This window comes from Zhongshania guokunii (genome assembly GCF_040892635.1).
Lineage (GTDB): Bacteria > Pseudomonadota > Gammaproteobacteria > Pseudomonadales > Spongiibacteraceae > Spongiibacter > Spongiibacter guokunii.
The window spans coordinates 244400-261891 of the sequence record NZ_JBFRYA010000003.1 but is presented as its reverse complement, the minus strand read 5'-3'; the positions used below and the strand labels follow the sequence as shown (position 1 = coordinate 261891).

General features: G+C 51.7%; 14 protein-coding genes. 6 read left to right on the top strand and 8 right to left on the bottom strand.

Annotation, left to right across the window (positions count from 1 at the left end; translation table 11 throughout):
- Positions 1-76: 76 nt before the first annotated feature.
- Both AB4876_RS05310 and AB4876_RS05305 read left to right on the top strand, forming a co-directional pair.
- On the top strand, positions 77-292 hold the full coding sequence (locus AB4876_RS05310; RefSeq protein ID WP_368380606.1) for a TIGR02450 family Trp-rich protein: 216 nt from the start codon (positions 77-79) through the stop codon (positions 290-292).
- Between the two features lie 237 nt (positions 293-529).
- The gene (locus AB4876_RS05305; protein WP_368380605.1) at positions 530-901 is read left to right on the top strand and encodes a VOC family protein; all 372 of its coding nucleotides are present in this window, start codon (positions 530-532) and stop codon (positions 899-901) included.
- Positions 902-1076: 175 nt separating this feature from the next.
- Here the strand turns inward: AB4876_RS05305 and cofH are convergent, their stop codons facing one another.
- The 5 genes from cofH to npdG are packed head-to-tail and all read right to left on the bottom strand — an operon-like array spanning position 1077 to position 6863.
- Positions 1077-3602 (bottom strand): 5-amino-6-(D-ribitylamino)uracil--L-tyrosine 4-hydroxyphenyl transferase CofH, encoded by a 2526-nt coding sequence (gene cofH / locus AB4876_RS05300; RefSeq protein WP_368380604.1) that lies wholly within the window; start codon positions 3600-3602, stop codon positions 1077-1079.
- On the bottom strand, positions 3599-4366 hold the full coding sequence (gene cofC / locus AB4876_RS05295; RefSeq protein WP_368380603.1) for a 2-phospho-L-lactate guanylyltransferase: 768 nt from the start codon (positions 4364-4366) through the stop codon (positions 3599-3601). The genes cofH and cofC overlap by 4 nt, the downstream gene beginning before the upstream one ends.
- A gap of 57 nt (positions 4367-4423) precedes the next feature.
- Positions 4424-5410: a 2-phospho-L-lactate transferase gene (gene cofD, locus AB4876_RS05290; RefSeq protein ID WP_368380602.1), complete on the bottom strand. Its 987-nt coding sequence runs from the start codon at positions 5408-5410 to the stop codon at positions 4424-4426.
- Positions 5410-6186: a coenzyme F420-0:L-glutamate ligase gene (cofE, locus tag AB4876_RS05285; RefSeq protein WP_368380601.1), complete on the bottom strand. Its 777-nt coding sequence runs from the start codon at positions 6184-6186 to the stop codon at positions 5410-5412. Before cofE ends, cofD begins: the two co-directional genes overlap by 1 nt.
- Positions 6183-6863, bottom strand: coding sequence for an NADPH-dependent F420 reductase (gene npdG, locus AB4876_RS05280; RefSeq protein ID WP_368380600.1), 681 nt, complete (start codon positions 6861-6863; stop codon positions 6183-6185). Before npdG ends, cofE begins: the two co-directional genes overlap by 4 nt.
- Positions 6864-7083: 220 nt before the next feature.
- Between npdG and AB4876_RS05275 the strand changes: the two genes are divergently transcribed.
- Positions 7084-7602: a globin domain-containing protein gene (locus AB4876_RS05275; RefSeq protein WP_368380599.1), complete on the top strand. Its 519-nt coding sequence runs from the start codon at positions 7084-7086 to the stop codon at positions 7600-7602.
- Between the two features lie 48 nt (positions 7603-7650).
- Here AB4876_RS05275 and pyk read toward each other — a convergent pair whose 3' ends face one another.
- A complete protein-coding gene (gene pyk / locus AB4876_RS05270) occupies positions 7651-9072 on the bottom strand; it encodes a pyruvate kinase (protein WP_368380598.1) in 1422 nt (473 codons plus the stop codon).
- Between the two features lie 310 nt (positions 9073-9382).
- On the opposite strand from pyk, the gene AB4876_RS05265 reads away from it, so the two are divergent.
- A complete protein-coding gene (locus AB4876_RS05265) occupies positions 9383-11647 on the top strand; it encodes a penicillin acylase family protein (RefSeq protein WP_368380597.1) in 2265 nt (754 codons plus the stop codon).
- Between the two features lie 104 nt (positions 11648-11751).
- Here AB4876_RS05265 and AB4876_RS05260 read toward each other — a convergent pair whose 3' ends face one another.
- On the bottom strand, positions 11752-13926 hold the full coding sequence (locus AB4876_RS05260) for a glutamine synthetase III family protein (RefSeq protein WP_368380596.1): 2175 nt from the start codon (positions 13924-13926) through the stop codon (positions 11752-11754).
- 262 nt (positions 13927-14188) lie between these two features.
- Between AB4876_RS05260 and AB4876_RS05255 the strand changes: the two genes are divergently transcribed.
- Together AB4876_RS05255 and AB4876_RS05250 are read left to right on the top strand one after the other, a co-directional pair.
- A complete protein-coding gene (locus tag AB4876_RS05255; protein WP_368380634.1) occupies positions 14189-15442 on the top strand; it encodes a BaiN/RdsA family NAD(P)/FAD-dependent oxidoreductase in 1254 nt (417 codons plus the stop codon).
- A 76-nt stretch (positions 15443-15518) separates the two neighbouring features.
- Positions 15519-17180: an NAD(P)/FAD-dependent oxidoreductase gene (locus tag AB4876_RS05250; RefSeq protein WP_368380595.1), complete on the top strand. Its 1662-nt coding sequence runs from the start codon at positions 15519-15521 to the stop codon at positions 17178-17180.
- A 44-nt stretch (positions 17181-17224) separates the two neighbouring features.
- On the opposite strand, the gene AB4876_RS05245 is transcribed toward AB4876_RS05250, so the two are convergent.
- Positions 17225-17491, bottom strand: a complete 267-nt coding sequence (locus AB4876_RS05245) for a hypothetical protein (RefSeq protein WP_301027274.1) — start codon at positions 17489-17491, stop codon at positions 17225-17227.
- Between the last annotated feature and the right edge of the window lies 1 nt (position 17492).

Genomic DNA, 17492 nt, shown 5'->3' with positions numbered 1-17492 from the left:
TTTCCAAGGCGCAGCAGCGCATCTAAATGACCAATTACTGCGTAATATAAATATCAAATCCGCTTAGGCCATCACAATGAACGTCGTTAATCCCAAAAAACTCCTCAATAGTAAATGGACCGCCGTTAGCCCAGAGAATAAAGAAAAGCATTTTATTGTCACTGAAGCCAAATTCGATGAATATCAGACCCTCTACCACTGCGAGCTCGAAGCAGTGATGAGCAAACGGAGCTTCACACTGCAGTGGCGAGAGCTGAAGGACGCCAATCGTTGGCTCTGCGGCTGGCAATAACAAACCGCTGCGGGCAATTACTAGGGCGCGCGACATGGTGGCTGTGCAAAATATACTCAACCGCGAGTAAATACCTAGGCAGGCAGAAGGTAAAAATTCTATCATTAGCGCGATGATAGAACGTACTATTGAAGGCCGCATTAGCAAACAGCTAAGGCTTGCGTGACTCCAAATTAAATACAATGTCCTTATTCAACATAAAGACATCAACACCTAAACCAATAAAGGATTCTAAAAATGATCGGATATGTAACCTTAGGCGTTAAGGATTTAGCCGCCGCCAAAGCCTTTTATCTTGAACTATTGGCAGATATGCACGTGCAACTAATTTTTGATATGGATCGCATCGCGATGATTGGTCGCCCTGGCGAGCCAATGCTAAGTGTTTGCGTACCCTACAACGAAGAAGCCCCCTCTGCGGGTAACGGCAATATGGTTGCGCTCGCACCTGGCTCAACTGAAGCAGTAGACAAACTCTATGCTAAAGCAATTTCAATGGGCGCGACCAGCGACGGCGAGCCCGGCTGGCGTATAGAAGGCGTATTTTACGGTGCTTACTTTTTTGATAAAGACGGTAACAAGGTCTGCTTTTTCTTCATGCCAAGCTAAATTTGGCTAGCACAGGCTTTTAGCGATAAACCCCAGCCAAATTGACTGGGGTTTATTTTTGCCTTTTACAAAAGCAGGCTCTGATCAATAATCCCATTAATGACTTACTACTTAATTATTATAGTAAGAAAACCATGCATACCAGCAGTATCCGCTAGCCTTTACTATTTCTTATTTAGTTTATCGCAATCACATCATCGCCATTGCGGTGTTTACTACGCCCATACTTATCAGCTGGCGTATTTATTAGCTCGACAAGTGGCAGCGCGTTGCGGGATCGCAAACACTGCTCCGGATCAGCAGGGCCATACAAGGTATTGCGTTGAAATGGCTGACGGCCAGCGCGATATATTCTAGCCTCCATCAATTCCGGCGCCGTTTCTTGACCATGCACGGCCCCTGCAGCGCGGGTAATGGTTTCATTCATCAAAGTGCCACCCAAATCGTTCACGCCAGCATTCAATAAGGCGGCAACCCCCTGTTCACCCATTTTCACCCACGAGGCTTGAATATTGTCGATGAGGCCGTTGAACACGAGCCTAGCCACCGCATGCATTAAAATAGCTTCGCGAAAGCTTGGGCCCCGCCGCGCTTTGCCCTTTAGGTAGATCGGCGCCTCTGCGGGTACAAAGGGCAATGGCACAAACTCAGTAAAACCTCCAGTTTGTTCTTGTAAATTCCGCACGCGTAAAAGATGGCGTGCCCACGATAAATAGCCGTCAACATGACCGTACATAATGGTCGCCGTCGAGCGCAGCCCAACTTTATGAGCGCTTGCCATCACCTCTAGCCACTGCGCGGTATTGATTTTGTCGGGGCACAAAACTGCTCTTACGTCGTCGTCGAGGATTTCGGCTGCGGTGCCAGGCAGGGAGTGTAAACCTGCGTCCTTTAGCTGGCGTAAATAGGTTTCCAGATTGAGACCAAGGGTTTGAGCGCCCTGCCAAACCTCCAAAGGAGAAAAGGCATGGATATGCATGTTTGGTGTTTCTGCGCGCAAGGTAGCAAGAATATCGAGGTAGGTTTGGCCGGTGTATTCAGGGTGAATACCGCCCTGCATACACACTTCTGTCGCACCCCGCTGCCACGCCTCCTTGGCGCGACGAGCGATTTCGTCGCCGGATAAATCATAGGGCCGACCACGCAGATTTTCGCTGAGTTTACCCTTAGAAAACGCGCAAAACTGGCATTTGAAATAGCACACATTGGTGTAATTAATATTGCGGGTAACAACATAGCTCACGCGGTCGCCACAGCGCTGCTCGCGAAGGCGATTAGCTGCTTGGCAAACCGCCGTAAAATCTGCGCCTCGCGCAGCGAACAAACGAGCAATATCACTTTCACTCAGGGCCTGTGCTCGCATCGCCGCAGCGATAATGGCTTGGATATCCGCCGATACTGGCGCAGCAAAATCGCGATTATTCGCCTTACCGTTTATAAGGTCGATCTCCGCCGTAGGCGCTTCAAAATCCTGCCCCGCCACCCAGCCATCTTCCTTAGGCAGGCCTTGACCATCGCAGTACTGCAATACTTTGCTGTGCAGCGCGATATCTAACCAGCGGGAGTAATCCCGCACATAGCGCGGATAAATAGTTAGGCGCTCATGCAGGTGCTTGCCTGCGGCCGCGGTTTCTGTCGCCAAAGTTTCAAGATGCGGCCACGGCGCCTCGGGGTTTACAAAGTCTGGTGTTAAAGGCGACACCCCGCCCCAGTCGTTCAAGCCCGCCGCGATCAACTGCGGCAAAACGCCGGGGCTGAGGTTAGGCGGCGCTTGAATACTCATCTGAGCGCCAAAAATCAGCCGCGCCACCGCGATTGTCCACAGTAGCTCATTCAAATCTGGCTCTGGCGCCTTTGCCATTTTAGTTTCTGGCTTGGCGCGAAAATTTTGAATAATCACTTCTTGTAAATGGCCATAGCGCCGATGCAGCGCACGCAATGCCAGCAGTGACTCTACGCGTTCAAGACGCGTTTCACCGATACCAATTAAAATTCCCGTGGTAAAGGGCACGGCTGCGCGCCCCGCCCGCTCAATCGTTGCCAAACGCAGCTCAGGGTCTTTGTCAGGTGAGCCGTAGTGAGGCATACCCTTAGCGCATAAACGACTCGATGCCGACTCCAGCATTATCCCCATTGATGCCGACACTGGGCGCAACATGGCGAATTCCGCATCGCTCATGCAACCGGCGTTAATATGCGGAAGCACATTGGTTTCCGCTAAGACTCTGGCAGCAACATGAGCGAGATACTCCAAGGTCGTAGCAAAACCCATAGCCAGTAGCGCTTCACGCGCCGCGCGATAACGCAGCTCGGGCTTTTCTCCTAAGGTAAACAAGGCTTCCTTACAGCCCATACTCTCGGCTACTTTGACCTGCGCCAGCACTTGTTCAGGGGGTAAAAAAGCCTGTTCGATTTTTTTGGGGGTTTTAGCAAAAGTGCAGTAATGACAGACATCCCGACATAAATGAGTCAGTGGAACAAACACTTTTCGCGAGTAACTTACGCAGTTAGAAAAACCGCGATCACGGAGCTGAGCAGCCACCCGCATCAAAGCCGGCGTTTCGTCCTGCACTGCTAAATTTAAAGCATCTGCCACACATAAGCCTGTATCAGCAATGGGGCTCCACTCCCCAGCTAACACAGCCCCTCGCGAATCCAGCTGTTGAAATCTAGCCAATATCGTCTGCATATTGTCCGTCATAGTACACTCCAATCAGACATGGCCGACTGGGTATTCATCACCACTGCAGTCGAATTGGCATTAATATTTACTTCGCCACTCATCAAATTTAAACGCTGGGCTATGCCGCTTTCCTGCAAAAATTTGCGTGTATGCTGGGCAGTGCTGTTCTGGGGCATGGCAAGTAACCGCAGTAAGTCACCACTGGTATCAATGTCTTGGGCAATACCAGATAAGTTTAAGATTTGGACGGGAATCGCCAGGCACTGCGCTTCGCGATAGTGCAGCTCACAACTTGCTTGGCCATACGCTAGCTTTGGCATCCGCGCGGGATTACAAACCAAAATATTTGTGCCGCGCCGATAGTGATCAGTCACTATACTCAATCCCGACGGGCCCTCATTCAACAACTCAGCGTGGGCATCAAACACGGCATCTAATTCGCGGTGGCTTAGCAAAGGTAAATCGCCGTGCACGACCATCACATTACTGCGCGGCGCGACACGATGTATATTCGCCAGCGCTGCGCCAACCACCTCGTTCAGCCCGCGGACCCCAAAATCGCGTTCAGGCCAGCACGCAACGCCATAGTGCTCGGCTAATAAATGCGCAGATGGATCGTCTGAAACCAGCACCACCTGCTCGAAACGAGGGTACGATGCTACAACTCCCAGCACATCCTCAACCATTGAATGAAACAAAACTCGACGCTCAGACACCGTTAAACTACCTGCCAGTCGTTGCTTGGCCTGTACAAAGTCCTTTAACGGCAGTAATGCCCACATAATTTCGCTACGCTTCTTATGAATGATTATTGTTATATTAAATTCGCCAAAGCCTTGTTATTTTTTCTTCGTAATTCGGCTAGCGAAGTCTAATATTGTCTCAGCCAACTGGGTTTTACTAGCAACATCACTCATCATTGTCTGGCTTACACAGGTATCTAAGCCCATTGCCGCCACTTCGTCGGCATAGCTCGCGTCTAAATCATCTAAAACATAGCCATCAATTACGTCACCGTAATAAGCTGCTACTGCCGATGCGGTGGCGGGCATCGCCAGCTCGCGCATCATTTTTGCAGCTGGACCTTTCACTGCGCGCCCAGCAATGATTGGCGACACCGCAACAACCGGCGCCTTGGCTGCTTTCAATAATTCACGACAGCCCGATAAGGCCAAAATGGGGTCAACGCTTACAAAGGGATTAGAGGGGCAAATAATAATCGCGCTCAGCGTATCATCTGCCAGCAGCGCGGCTAATTTGGGATGCAGTTGCGCAGACTCTAGTCCATCAAATAGTACCCCCCGAACCTCAGGCTCGCACTTATCGCGAACAAAATACTCTTGAAACTCCAAGCACCCCTGATCGGTAATGACCTTGGTAGCCACCCTGCCTTCCGTCATCGGCAGCAGAGTGTGAGGAATGCCCAAACCGCAGCACAGTTTTTCAGTTACCGCGGCCAAACTATCGCCTTTAGCCAACAGTTGTGTGCGCAGAATATGAGTAGCAACATCCTGATCCCCAATTTGAAACCACTCGTCACCACCCAGTCGGCGCATTGCTATGCGGGTCCGCCAACTTTCGTCCTTTAAGCCCCAGCCGCGCTCCTCGTCATTTAGGTCTGCCAATGCGTACATAACCGAGTCGAGATCGGGACAAATTCGCAGCCCCCAGTAATCAAAATCATCAGCCGTATTCGCGGCAATTGTTAACTGAGCACCGGATAAAACACCAGCAAGCCCCCGCGCCAATTTGGCGCCACCAACACCACCAGTCAAGGCAAGTACTTGTCCGGTATAAGGCGACTCTGTAGTTAAAGATGCGTACATTAACGGAACATATCCTTTTCGCGATCACGAATTAATGAAGCCGAGCCAGCCGCAGAGGAACGTAAATTCGCACCACGAATTAACACCAGCGGTATTGCTTCATCACCTTGACCCATCATAAATGACGCAGCCGCCGCTAATTCATCAGCCACTGCAACTTCAGTTACTTCTAGCGCGCGGCCAAACAGATCGCGCTCCCCGATTCGATTTTCCAGTGCGTCAAAACCCGCCGTGGCAATAGCGAAACCTACCGTGCCATTTCGCCACGCTCGGCCAGCGCTGTCATTAATAATAATATTAGCCTGTATCCCCGTTTTTACATACAAGGCGGCGCGCAAAGCCTTAGCACTGGCATCGGGGTTTTCCGGAAGAAGTAATAATCGCGGGTTCTCTGGGTCGTATGCAATGTTTGAACGGTCAATCCCAGCATTAGCATGCACATAACCTAATTTGTGCTCAACAATGACCACCCCCGGCCGCTGGCGCAACACCGCCTGTGACTCCCCCAATAAAACTTCCATATGACGGGGATCTTTGTCGCAGCTTGCCGCCAAGGTAATCGCCTCCGCGCTAGGCTCCACCCCATTTAGGTAGACATAGCGCCCCTCTGCTTTGGACACTATTTTTTGCGCCAACACCAGCAAATCGCCGTCTTGCAAGGGCAGGCCCGCAGCATCCAGGGCCATCACCAGTATCTGCGCCAGATCATCCCCCGGCTCAATCATGGGAATACTCGGTACTGCATACAGCGTCATGGCGTTATGCGCAGTACTCATGAGTTCTCCATGCCGGTAACCTTGATCCCCGCATGGCATTTGTACTGTTTATTTATAAAGATCAGTAAGGATGTCATCGCTTCTACTGCCGCTGCATTAGCAATACTCCCCGCATGTAGACCGCGCAAACCCGCGGCCTCGACCAACTCAATCACCTGAGCGCGAGCTTCTTTATTGTCACCACAAACAAGGACATCGCAATCCATACCCTGCCCTTCTTGTAAATGCACTGCTGCCACATTTTGAAAAGCCGACACCACCCGAACCCCTTCGCCCAATATATTTTGTGCGATTTGCCCTGCAGAGCCGTCTGCTGGCAATTGCACTCGGGCAACCTTAGGGGGGATTAAGGGTACCGTTACGTCGATCAAAATTTTGCCTTGCAGCGCATTTTTAACGCTCAACAGGGTACTTGTGTGATGCGCAAAAGGCACAGTGAGCGCCACGATCTCGGCAGCAGTGGCTGCTGCGATGTTATCCATCGCCAAAACTTGAACCGACCCTACGCCGCGCTCCTGCATTAGATCACGCAATTCACTTGCCGCTAGCTCAGCTTTGTCTTGAGTGCGCGACCCTATAATAATTTGATAACCGGCCTCCGCCCAACGCCGGGCCAAGCCTGTACCAAGCCCGCCGGTACCACCTAAAATAGCCACTATTGGTTTGTTGTTCACCATAATTTTTATCCTTATTTTATCGATCAATACCACATTTTTAGTGTCGACCAAGTTTGCAGTGTCTACAAGACTAAACTGAAGCTCGGAGCATTAACACTGCTCAACAAGATCTAGTTATAAGCTGATAGACAACCGCCATTGCGGTAATTAACTATATCGCCCTCGGATACCTCTAATAATCAAAGATCGAAAAATCAGCTAGATTAAAACCATAGCAGTAATGACAGCGAAGTTTATTCCGGCATCGATACGCGACCTTGAGGCGCTAGCCATGACCCCACAGCAGATCAGTATTATTCAACGTGATTTCTTGACGGTGACCGCCATTAGCCGCCCCTTTGCTAGAGTCTTTTATCTACGACTATTTCAATTATCACCCGAGCTGAGCCGCCATTTCGATAGCCGATCTGACTACAAAGGCCGCAAACTCAATGCCCTACTCGGCACAGCAGTGCGGTCTTTACACAATATTGATGGATTAAAAGTGGTGGTCAGTAGTTTGGGGCGCCGCTATACAACGCAAGGCATTAGCGCCACGCAGTTCAAGCACTTTAATCAAGCATTACTAGAAACCCTAGAAATGGCATTGGGAGATGAATTTAGCGGTGAGGCGCGTGCTGCGTGGACTAGCCTCAGCACTCTACTATTAACGACGCTGCTCGAATCAAGCACTAACACCAAGCTAGCGCACTGCCCCTGGGGCTTCGAAGTACCCACAGCATTAGCCGCGGTACGCTAGAAAGCCAAGAAACAGCACTACCGGCCGGTCTACAAAGACTTTACTCTATTAACTCACCCGCACTATTTTTAGGGTGTTGGTGTGACCGTCGACACCGACCTCGTCGCCAGTAGTACCCAAGATCAAATCACCGGCAACCACATGCCCTTTAGCTTGGATCTTTTCAACACAACCGCTAATTTCAATGCCGTTAGCTGGGCTCGATACTGCGTACACGCCACGATATAAGCTTACTCGGTTGCACGTAGCCGGGTTTCGGCTAAAAGCAAAAATTGGGATCCCAGAGGTCAAGCGCGACATTAGCAGCACCGTGCGGCCGGTTTCGGTCATCGACACAATCGCTTTCACACCGACCTGATGATTCGCCGCGTAAACTGCACTCATCGCCAAGGTTTCTTCCACTGAATCAAACTTACGCTCAATTCGATAGCTGGATTTCCGAGCCGATGGGTATTGCTCTGCACCCTCACAATTGCGCGCCATAGCTTTCACCGTTTCGACTGGGTACATCCCCGACGCGGTTTCCGCCGACAACATCACTGCGTCGGTTCCGTCCAATACCGCATTCGCAACGTCGAACACTTCGGCGCGAGTCGGCACAGGGCAGCTGATCATCGATTCCATCATCTGGGTTGCGGTAATTACTGGTCGGTTCAATACGCGTGAGCGCTTTATAATATGCTTTTGCAAGCCGATGAGACTCGCATCACCGATCTCTACCCCTAAATCACCCCGCGCCACCATCACGCCATCGCAAGCCCGAATTAACTCATCAAGGTGTTCGTCATTTGCCACCGCCTCAGCGCGCTCGATTTTACCGATAATATGCGCAAAACAACCCGCCGCTTCTAGCTTTTGGCGAGCATCAATAATATCGGCAGCGCTGCTAGGAAACGACACCGCAATAAAATCGAGGCCAATATCGGCAGCAAGCTTAATATCCTCGAGATCCTTTTCGGTCAAGGCAGGCGCCGACAAACCACCACCAAGGCGATTAATACCTTTGCGCGAATGCAAATTACCAACACTTTCTGAGCGACAGTAGACCTTTTCGCCAACAACCCGATCAACCATTAAGCGCAAACGACCGTCATCCAGTAACAAAGTGTCGCCAGCACTTACCGAGCGCGCCAAGGGCTCGTAATCGACACCCAAATGATGTTCGCTGCCTTCGCCGTCGGCCAATTCGGTATCAAGTATCAGCTCAGTGCCTTTTTTCAATACAATTGGATCAACCGCTAATTTACGCAAGCGGATTTTAGGGCCTTGCAAATCGCCCAACAGGCCGACAAAACACTTGGCTTCAGCTGCTAACTCACGAATCAATAACGCCCGTGCACGGTGTTCATCAGCGCTGCCATGGGAAAAATTTAATCGAAATACATTCACCCCGGCGCCAATCATCTCGGCAAGTATTTCCCGAGAGTCACAAGCGGGTCCGACCGTGGCCACAATCTTAGTTCGACGCATGAATACCGCTATCCTTTAAATAAATAGTGAATGATGGCCCTATGTTACACCCCAGCCCCCTGCACAGCGACACCTCGCCACTCAGTTTTTTAAAGCATGTACTCAACACCATGCACAGCCATAACAAACCCGACAAGCCAATTAACGTAAGCCGAGCCACTAATTCACAAACTACCCACAAATAGCCAAGTAAATCACAAAATCAAACATTAAAAATAGAGCACAAATATATGCTGCTATGATGGCTTCCAAACCTCTCAATCAAATTGCTATGTCACACCAATAGGATAATTTTCTCGCTAGGAGCGCCATGAAAGCAAGCCACATCCCAGGCATATTCGCCCTGCTCGCAAAAATAGGCTGCGGCCATCTATTTGCACCGCGACGTCCGCACACGCTAGCGCAAAGACTCACGGAACTGCCTCTAGAAAATGCACCGCTCACCGCGAAAATTGAAATACGCTGGAACGCACAAATGGTTCCATATATTTTTGCGGACTCCGAACGTGACGCTGCAACAGGATTGGGCATGGTTCACGCCCACCTTCGACTCAGCCAAATCACCTTTTTACGCCAAATTAGTCAAGGGCGAATGGCGGAGTTTTTGGGGCCAGCGGCTATCGACATCGACCACACATTGCGCATATTGGATTTTTGCCGCAGCACCCCCGCCAACCTCGCCGCATTACCAGCAAGCACGCAGAACTGGCTAGAGGGCTTTGTGGCCGGCATCAATCATGTCATTGACCATGTCAATCAAGAAGAGCAGCGCCAACCCGAGGAACTCGCTATTCTCGGCGTGAAAGCTGAGCACTGGAGCGTCGCCGACGTACTGAGCCTGAGCCGCTTAAGTTGCGCAGACTTCACCTGGAAAGTGTGGACCAATTTACTGCCACTGCGAGAGCGCAGTGACTGGCCCACTATTTGGCAAAGCCTAATGCAGCATAATGGTGGACCACCCATTCCAGGCCATCACAACAACGACAACACCATCGATTGGCTCAGCGACCACTTTGGCAGACCCGGCGGCTCAAACTCAATGGCAATAAGCCCCAAGCTCAGCGGCAACGGCGCGCCAATATTAGCTGGCGATCCACACTTACCCATCACGCTACCCAATTTATGGTTAATGGCTGGTGTACACTGCCCCACCATGAAAGTCGCCGGTTTTATGCTACCGGGCATGCCCGCCATAATGGTTGGTCGCAGCCCAGACATCGCATGGGGAGGCACGTCTATGCACGCTACCTCGAGTGATTTATTTGATATTAGCGACCTTCCCGAAACTGCAATACGCCAACGCGAAGAGCACATCAAAGTGCGCTGGGGCCGCGACCAGAAACTAATAATTAACGAGAGCGATTGGGGGCCAATTCTGTCTGACGCGCCGATGTTTGGCGGTAATAAATCATCGCTAAATTCCGTCAAGCCAAAACCGCGTTTCGCGATGCGCTGGGTTGGCCACGACCCCAGCGACGAAATAAGCGCCCTGCTCGGCGCCGCCAGAGCAAGCAACTTTACGGAGTTTCACAACGCCCTAGAAAGCTTTGCGGTAGCTGGTCAAAATATGCTGTACGCCGACACCAGCGGCAATATTGGCCAAGTCATGGCCGCGCATTTACCCGCACGCCCCGCCACTCCCAGCAAAGACATGATTCTAGCCCGCAGCGAGCTTCGCTTTTGGCAAACTAAAATCACTAGTTCTGGACTTCCCCACAGCTACAACCCCGTTGAGGGCTTTGTCGCTTCCGCAAATAACCGCCCCAGCGAAGAAAGTCCTTATTTAATCAGCAATTTCTACTCGCCCGATGACCGCATCCAGCGCCTGCGCCAAATACTCGGTGGCGACGCACCGGCCAGCGCCCTATGGAATATATCTCAAGATGTGAGTAGCCCAACGGCGCTACCATTACGCGATGCTATGCTTGCGCTGGCGTCGGAGCCTAGCGACGACAAGCTCAAGCCCTTGCTAGCTTGGGATGGGATTTATAATACCGACAGCCGAGGCGCGCTGTTTTTTGAACTCAGCCTCTATCACTTTGCTATTGCCCTGCACGGCGAAGACTCACTCGCGGTATTCACCGCCAACTGGGATCCCCGCGGCCTACTCCGCGCCGAGCTTGCAAAACAGCCAGAAAGTAAACTCCGTGCAGCCATCGACCAAGCCTTTAGTAAAGCAGCAGCCGACACCGAAAAGTTTGGGCGCTGGGGAAATATTCACCGCGTGAAACTAGCCCACCCACTTGCGGCCCTGCCCTTAGTTGGACGGCGCTGGCGCTTCGCCGACGAGCCCATTGCTGGCGCCAACGAAACCATCATGAAGTCCGCCCACGGCTTCGCCAAGGGCAAACATTATGTGCGAATGAGCTCCAATGCCCGCCACCTTTGCGACATGAGCGATCTCGACAGCAATTGGTTTGTGCTGCTAGGAGGCCAAGATGGCGACCCAGGCTCTGCTTGTTTTCTCGATCAATGGCCGCTGTGGCAAAAAGGCGAAATGGTGCAAATGCCATTGCGGGCAGACACCATCCGCACTTTATTCAGCTACTCCACTAAAATAACGCCGGCGCACTGACGCATCGCAGCCAAAAACTTATCTGTTAGATAGCAAAAAGCCCTCAACAAAGAGGGCTATTAGGCGTAGATAAAAATTAGCCGGCGCATCGCGCCAGCTCAAACCTATCTAATGAACAACATTTCCGAGTACTTAGGCATAGGCCACAAATCGTCGGCAACCAAGGCTTCCAGCGCATCAGCATGGCCACGCACTTCCAGCATCAAACTGCGCAAAGTGCCTGCCGCGTACTGCATGTGCTCCTCAGTAGAGGCAAAGTCGTGAACAGCCAAGGCAGTATTCAGCGTAGACACTGCGGTCATCATCGCATTCGCTTCGCTTGCTACCGCTGCAGCCACGCTGTTATCTAAAGTAATACTCAACGCAGCCATTGCCGAGCTAGTTGACGCCAACTGCGACAAATACTCAATTGCTGCTGGGTAAATGCTAGTAGTGGCCATATCAACAACCAACTTAGCCTCGACCTCGATAGACAACAAGTACTGTTCAGAATACACCTCAAAGCGGCTTTCCAACTCTACTGGAGTGAATACGCCAGTGCTAGAGAACAGTTTAACAATCGCCTCATCACGCAAGTATGGCAGCGCATCTGCGGTAGTAGGCAGATTTTTCAGACCGCGATCCTCAACCGCCGCTCGATGCCACTCGGCGGAGTAGCCATCGCCACCAAAGATAACATTGCTGTGCGCTTCCATAAGTTCTTTAAGCACTTTGATCGCCGCTTCAGGCTTGCTCGTGCCAGTAGCTAATTCAACTTCTAGCTTGTCAGCAATCCAGTTTAAGGAGTCGGCCAGCATGGTGTTCATCGCAACTAACGGACCAGACACAGAAGCAGAAGAGCCCACTGCGCGGAATTCAAAGCGGTTGCCAGTAAAGGCAAACGGTGAAGTGCGGTTACGGTCGCCAGGATCGCGCTCAAACTTGAGAATCTGGCTCAGACCTAGATCCATAAAGCCGCCCAATTCAGACTTCAGCAATTTGCCTTCTTTGATGTCGTTAAAGACACCTTCCAGCTGGTCACCCAAGTACACCGACAAAATGGCTGGGGGTGCTTCATTCGCTCCCAGACGGTGATCGTTGGACGCAGAAGCAATAACAGCGCGCAAAAGCGGTCCATAAAGGTGCACGCCACGAATTACCGCACCACAAAAGAGCAGGAAGTTGATATTGTCGTGAGGGGTGCTACCTGGATCCAGTAAATTTCCCTGGGTTGCGTTACCTACCGACCAGTTTACGTGCTTACCAGAGCCGTTTACGCCAGCAAATGGCTTCTCGTGAAGCAAACATACAAAGCCATGACGCTTGGCAGTGATCTTTAACAGCGTCATCAGCATTTGTTGGTGATCAGAAGCGATATTCGCTGCCTCATAATAGGGCGCGATTTCAAACTGACCTGGTGCCACTTCGTTGTGGTGGGTTTTTGCTGGGATACCCAATTTGTATAGTTTGTCTTCCAAATCTTGCATGAAGACCTGAACGCGCTCAGGGATCGCACCAAAATAATGGTCGTCAAATTGCTGCCCTTTGGCTGGCGAAGCGCCAAACAAAGTGCGGCCAGCTAGGGTAAGGTCTGGGCGGCTAGCAGCAAAATTAGCATCGATCAGGAAGTATTCTTGCTCAGCGCCACAGCTAGAATTCAAGGTGGCAACCTCGGCCTCACCCATCAGCGACAATACTCGCTGACCGGCCTTATCCATTGCAGTATTAGAGCGCAGCAGTGGGATTTTTTTGTCCAGCGCTTCACCTGTCCAGCTCATAAATACGCTTGGAATCATCAAGGTAGAGCCGTTATCGGTGTGCATGATATAAGCGGGACTGGTTGGATCCCAGGCCGTGTAACCACGCGCAGCATTGGTCATCCGCAGACTACCGTTAGGGAAAGAAGAGCCGTCTGGCTCACCCTTAATCAGCAAACTACCAGTGAATTCAGTAATCGCATGACCATCAGAATTGGCAATAATAAAACCATCGTGCTTCTCAGCAGTGGCATTGGTCATTGGGTAGAAAATGTGAGAGAAGAACTTAACGCCCTTGCCCAGCGCCCAATCCTTCATGGCAGCAGCAACCACATCAGCTGTTGCGGCATCAAGCGGCGCCCCCGTTTGCACGGCCTTTTTCATCGCCTTAAAAGCATTCTTAGAAAGACACTGCTCCATCTTTGCAAGATTAAAAACATCGCTTGCCCAGATTTTACCGAGGGGCTCAGGCATCGTAACGGCTTTAGGCGTACGATTAGTAATCTGGGAAATAGCTTGAACGCGCGCTTGATTGCGACTCATTAAGGTGACCTCGCCTTATACAATATTAGGTAATGGATATCACTTGAACTTGCTGAAATGCCAAGAACGAAAATGACTGGGGTTTTCCTAGCAAAATTTGCACCAGCTTAGCGCAGGCAACACATTTTTTTAAAATAACAGCCCCGCTGTTCGGCAGCCACGCAGTATAGCGATGGTGCGCCCAAATACCAGCCTATGTCAGCGCAAAGATTTGTCGGTATACTGCGCGCCAAATACCCTCAGTAAAAGTGACACCCCTACCGTGCAATTTGGCGCAAACCACTTCGACGTAATCATTCTTGGTGCCGGTGCATCAGGGCTAATGTGCGCACTCACCGCCGCCCAGCGCGGACGACGGGTATTGGTTTTAGAAAAAGCCAATAAAGTGGGAAAGAAAATCCTAATGTCTGGCGGCGGCCGCTGCAATTTCACTAATCACTTTGTGGAGGCAGACAACTTTATCTCTGCCAATCCGCATTTCTGCAAGGCCGCACTCACCCGCTATACCCAGTGGGACTTTATCGGCATGGTTGAGCGCTACGGCATTGCCTATGAGGAGCGTAAACACAGCCAGCTATTTTGCCTCGACTCCGCCAAAGACATCCTTAATATGCTCCTCGACGAATGTGCTCAGGCCGGCGCCGAAATCCGCAGTCACTGCACTATTGATAAAATATCGGCATTACCTGAACAAGCGCACTCAGACAAACATGCGCAAGAGAACCAGCGCAGCCGCTACCAAATAACGCTACACCAAGGCCAAACTCCACTGAAACTAGAGTGCCATTCACTGGTGGTCGCCACCGGCGCGCTCTCGATTCCCAGCCTCGGCGGCAGCGGCTTAGGCTACGACATCGCCAAGCAATTCGGCATTGCCCTTACCGAGCGCCAAGCGGGACTTGTGCCTTTTATGTTCAGCGACGCCATGAAGCCCCTCTGCGAACGCCTCGCCGGTCTGGCGCTAGAAGTCGAGGTAAGCTGCAATAAGCGCCAATTCACCGAGAATATGCTGTTTACCCATCGCGGCATTAGCGGTCCAGCCATACTGCAGATATCCAATTACTGGAATCCGGGCAGCGAGATTGTGGTTAATCTGCTCCCCCAGCTTGATATCGCCGACTGGCTGCACAGCGCCAAGCAGCAACAGAGCAAGAGCTTATTGCGAACAGTGCTAGCGCAACAGCTGTCGAAGGGACTCGTCGCCGAACTGCAAACCCTGTGGTGGCCAGACAGCGCAGAACTAACGCTGGCCAGCTTTAGCGACAAACAACTCGCCGCCATTGCCGAAAAGCTCCAGCACTGGCGCCTTAAACCCTCGGCAACCGAGGGCTACCGCACCGCCGAAGTCACCCGTGGCGGCGTTGACACCGCGGCTATTAGCTCCAAAACCATGGAAGTAAAATCCCAAGCTGGCCTCTACTTTATCGGCGAGGTTTTAGACGTAACCGGCCATTTAGGCGGCTTCAATTTTCAGTGGGCGTGGTCGTCGGGCTATAGCGCTGGCTTGGCTTGCTAATAACTGCGCGCAACCCCAACCCACAATCATGATAAAATCCCGCACTTAAAGACCAAATCGGAAATACACCCTGTTCATGCTCAGACTCACCGACATCAAACTGCCTCTTAATCACAGCGACGCCGATTTGCGCAGTGCCGCACTCACTAAACTGGCCCTAGCTGATTCAGAACTGCTGAATATTCATATTTTTAAACGCAGTTACGATGCCAGGAAAAAGCACAACATCCTGCTAATTTACCTGTTGGATATCGAGCTGAGCGACGAGACGGAGCAGCGGGTACTGGCGCAGTTTGCTGGCAAAGGGTTTGTTCGCCCCAGCCCCAATACCAACTACCAATTTCTAGGCCAAGCCCCTACAGACTTCCCCAGCCCCGAACTACAGCGGCCAATAGTGATTGGCTTTGGCCCCTGCGGTATTTTAGCGGCACTGGTGTTGGCGCAAATGGGCTTAAAACCGATTGTACTCGACCGCGGCCAAGACGTTCGGCAGCGGACCAAAGACACTTGGGGGCTATGGCGCGAGCGCAAGCTCAACACCGAGTCGAATGTGCAGTACGGCGAGGGCGGCGCGGGGACCTTCTCCGACGGCAAGCTCTACAGCCAAGTTAAGGACCGTCGTTTTCTCGGCCGCAAAGTCATGATCGAATTTGTTAAGGCCGGCGCCCCTGAAGAAATCCTGATGGTCAGCAAGCCCCACATCGGCACCTTTAAGCTGGTGAAAATGGTGGAGAATATCCGCGCTGAAATTACCCGCCTTGGCGGTGAAATTCGCTTTAATAGCAAGGTCGAAATCCTACATCGCGAATCAGACAATGGCGAACTTGGCAAAGTAACTGGCGTCACGCTTGCCGATGGCAGCCACCTCGCCAGCCGCCATATTATTCTGGCGGTGGGCCACAGCGCCCGCGACACCTTTGAAATGCTGCTAGCGCAAGGGGTTTACCTCGAAGCCAAGCCCTTTTCCATCGGCTTTCGCATTGAGCACCCGCAATCGGTAATCGACGCAGCCCGCTTTGGCGACAATGCTGGCAACCCAATCCTCGGCGCCGCCGATTACAAACTGGTTCACCACTGCAAAAACGGCCGCAGCGTTTACAGTTTCTGCATGTGCCCCGGCGGCACAGTGGTCGCCGCCACCTCAGAAGAAGGCCGAGTGGTGACCAACGGCATGTCGCAATATTCCCGCAACGAGCGCAATGCCAATTCAGCCATTGTGGTCGGTATTGAGCCTGAAAAAGACTATCCCGAGCATGTGCTCGCGGGTATCGACTTACAGCGTCAGCTCGAAAGCTTAGCCTACCAACTGGGTGGCGAAAACTACAATGCCCCCGCCCAGCTCGTTGGCGACTACCTGCGCAACACACCCTCAAGCGAACTCGGCAAGGTAGTGCCCTCTTACAAACCCGGCGTGAGCCTTGGCGACTTAAGCTTGGCCCTGCCCGACTTTGCCAATGCCGCTATTCGCGAGGCGATTCCCGCTTTTGACAAGCAAATCAAAGGCTTTGCAATGAACGATGCGATTCTCACCGGCATCGAAACCCGCACATCGTCGCCGATCTGTATCAAACGTGGTCGCGATTACCAAAACCTGAATACCAAGGGTCTCTACCCAGCCGGTGAAGGCGCTGGCTATGCGGGGGGGATTTTATCTGCGGGTATCGACGGCATCAAAGTGGCAGAAGCCGTGGCGATTGATTTACTAGGATTAGACGTGGCAATACCAGACGGTCGCTGACTTAGCTAGAAAGAGTTCAGCGCACCGGACAGCAGCGTAACCCCCTATAAATCGAGATTGCGCGTCAATACTTCTGCAGATTTAATAATACGGCTAACACGGTACAGCTCGTCGTGCTTTTCTTCTGCCGAGTAGCCTGCTGGCTCGCCGGTGCCGGCATTAACAAGCCAAGAAGTTTCCGGTCTGCGCTTACCCAGTAATTTTTTCAGCTCGGGAGCGGTAATACCTAATGCTTTAGCGGCTGCATTATTGCTGCAACGGGTCTGGTTTTCGTTCAGGTAATCAAGTACGAGGGTAATTTTATCTTGCATT

What these genes read in the sequence shown, in the direction of transcription:
- AB4876_RS05310 (WP_368380606.1), top strand. Translation starts at nt 77, where the DNA reads ATGAACGTCGTTAATCCCAAAAAACTCCTCAATAGTAAATGGACCGCC.
- AB4876_RS05305 (WP_368380605.1), top strand. Translation starts at nt 530, where the DNA reads ATGATCGGATATGTAACCTTAGGCGTTAAGGATTTAGCCGCCGCCAAA.
- cofH (WP_368380604.1), bottom strand. Translation starts at nt 3,602, where the DNA reads ATGACGGACAATATGCAGACGATATTGGCTAGATTTCAACAGCTGGAT.
- cofC (WP_368380603.1), bottom strand. Translation starts at nt 4,366, where the DNA reads ATGTGGGCATTACTGCCGTTAAAGGACTTTGTACAGGCCAAGCAACGA.
- cofD (WP_368380602.1), bottom strand. Translation starts at nt 5,410, where the DNA reads ATGTACGCATCTTTAACTACAGAGTCGCCTTATACCGGACAAGTACTT.
- cofE (WP_368380601.1), bottom strand. Translation starts at nt 6,186, where the DNA reads ATGAGTACTGCGCATAACGCCATGACGCTGTATGCAGTACCGAGTATT.
- npdG (WP_368380600.1), bottom strand. Translation starts at nt 6,863, where the DNA reads ATGGTGAACAACAAACCAATAGTGGCTATTTTAGGTGGTACCGGCGGG.
- AB4876_RS05275 (WP_368380599.1), top strand. Translation starts at nt 7,084, where the DNA reads ATGACAGCGAAGTTTATTCCGGCATCGATACGCGACCTTGAGGCGCTA.
- pyk (WP_368380598.1), bottom strand. Translation starts at nt 9,072, where the DNA reads ATGCGTCGAACTAAGATTGTGGCCACGGTCGGACCCGCTTGTGACTCT.
- AB4876_RS05265 (WP_368380597.1), top strand. Translation starts at nt 9,383, where the DNA reads ATGAAAGCAAGCCACATCCCAGGCATATTCGCCCTGCTCGCAAAAATA.
- AB4876_RS05260 (WP_368380596.1), bottom strand. Translation starts at nt 13,926, where the DNA reads ATGAGTCGCAATCAAGCGCGCGTTCAAGCTATTTCCCAGATTACTAAT.
- AB4876_RS05250 (WP_368380595.1), top strand. Translation starts at nt 15,519, where the DNA reads ATGCTCAGACTCACCGACATCAAACTGCCTCTTAATCACAGCGACGCC.
- AB4876_RS05245 (WP_301027274.1), bottom strand. Translation starts at nt 17,491, where the DNA reads ATGCAAGATAAAATTACCCTCGTACTTGATTACCTGAACGAAAACCAG.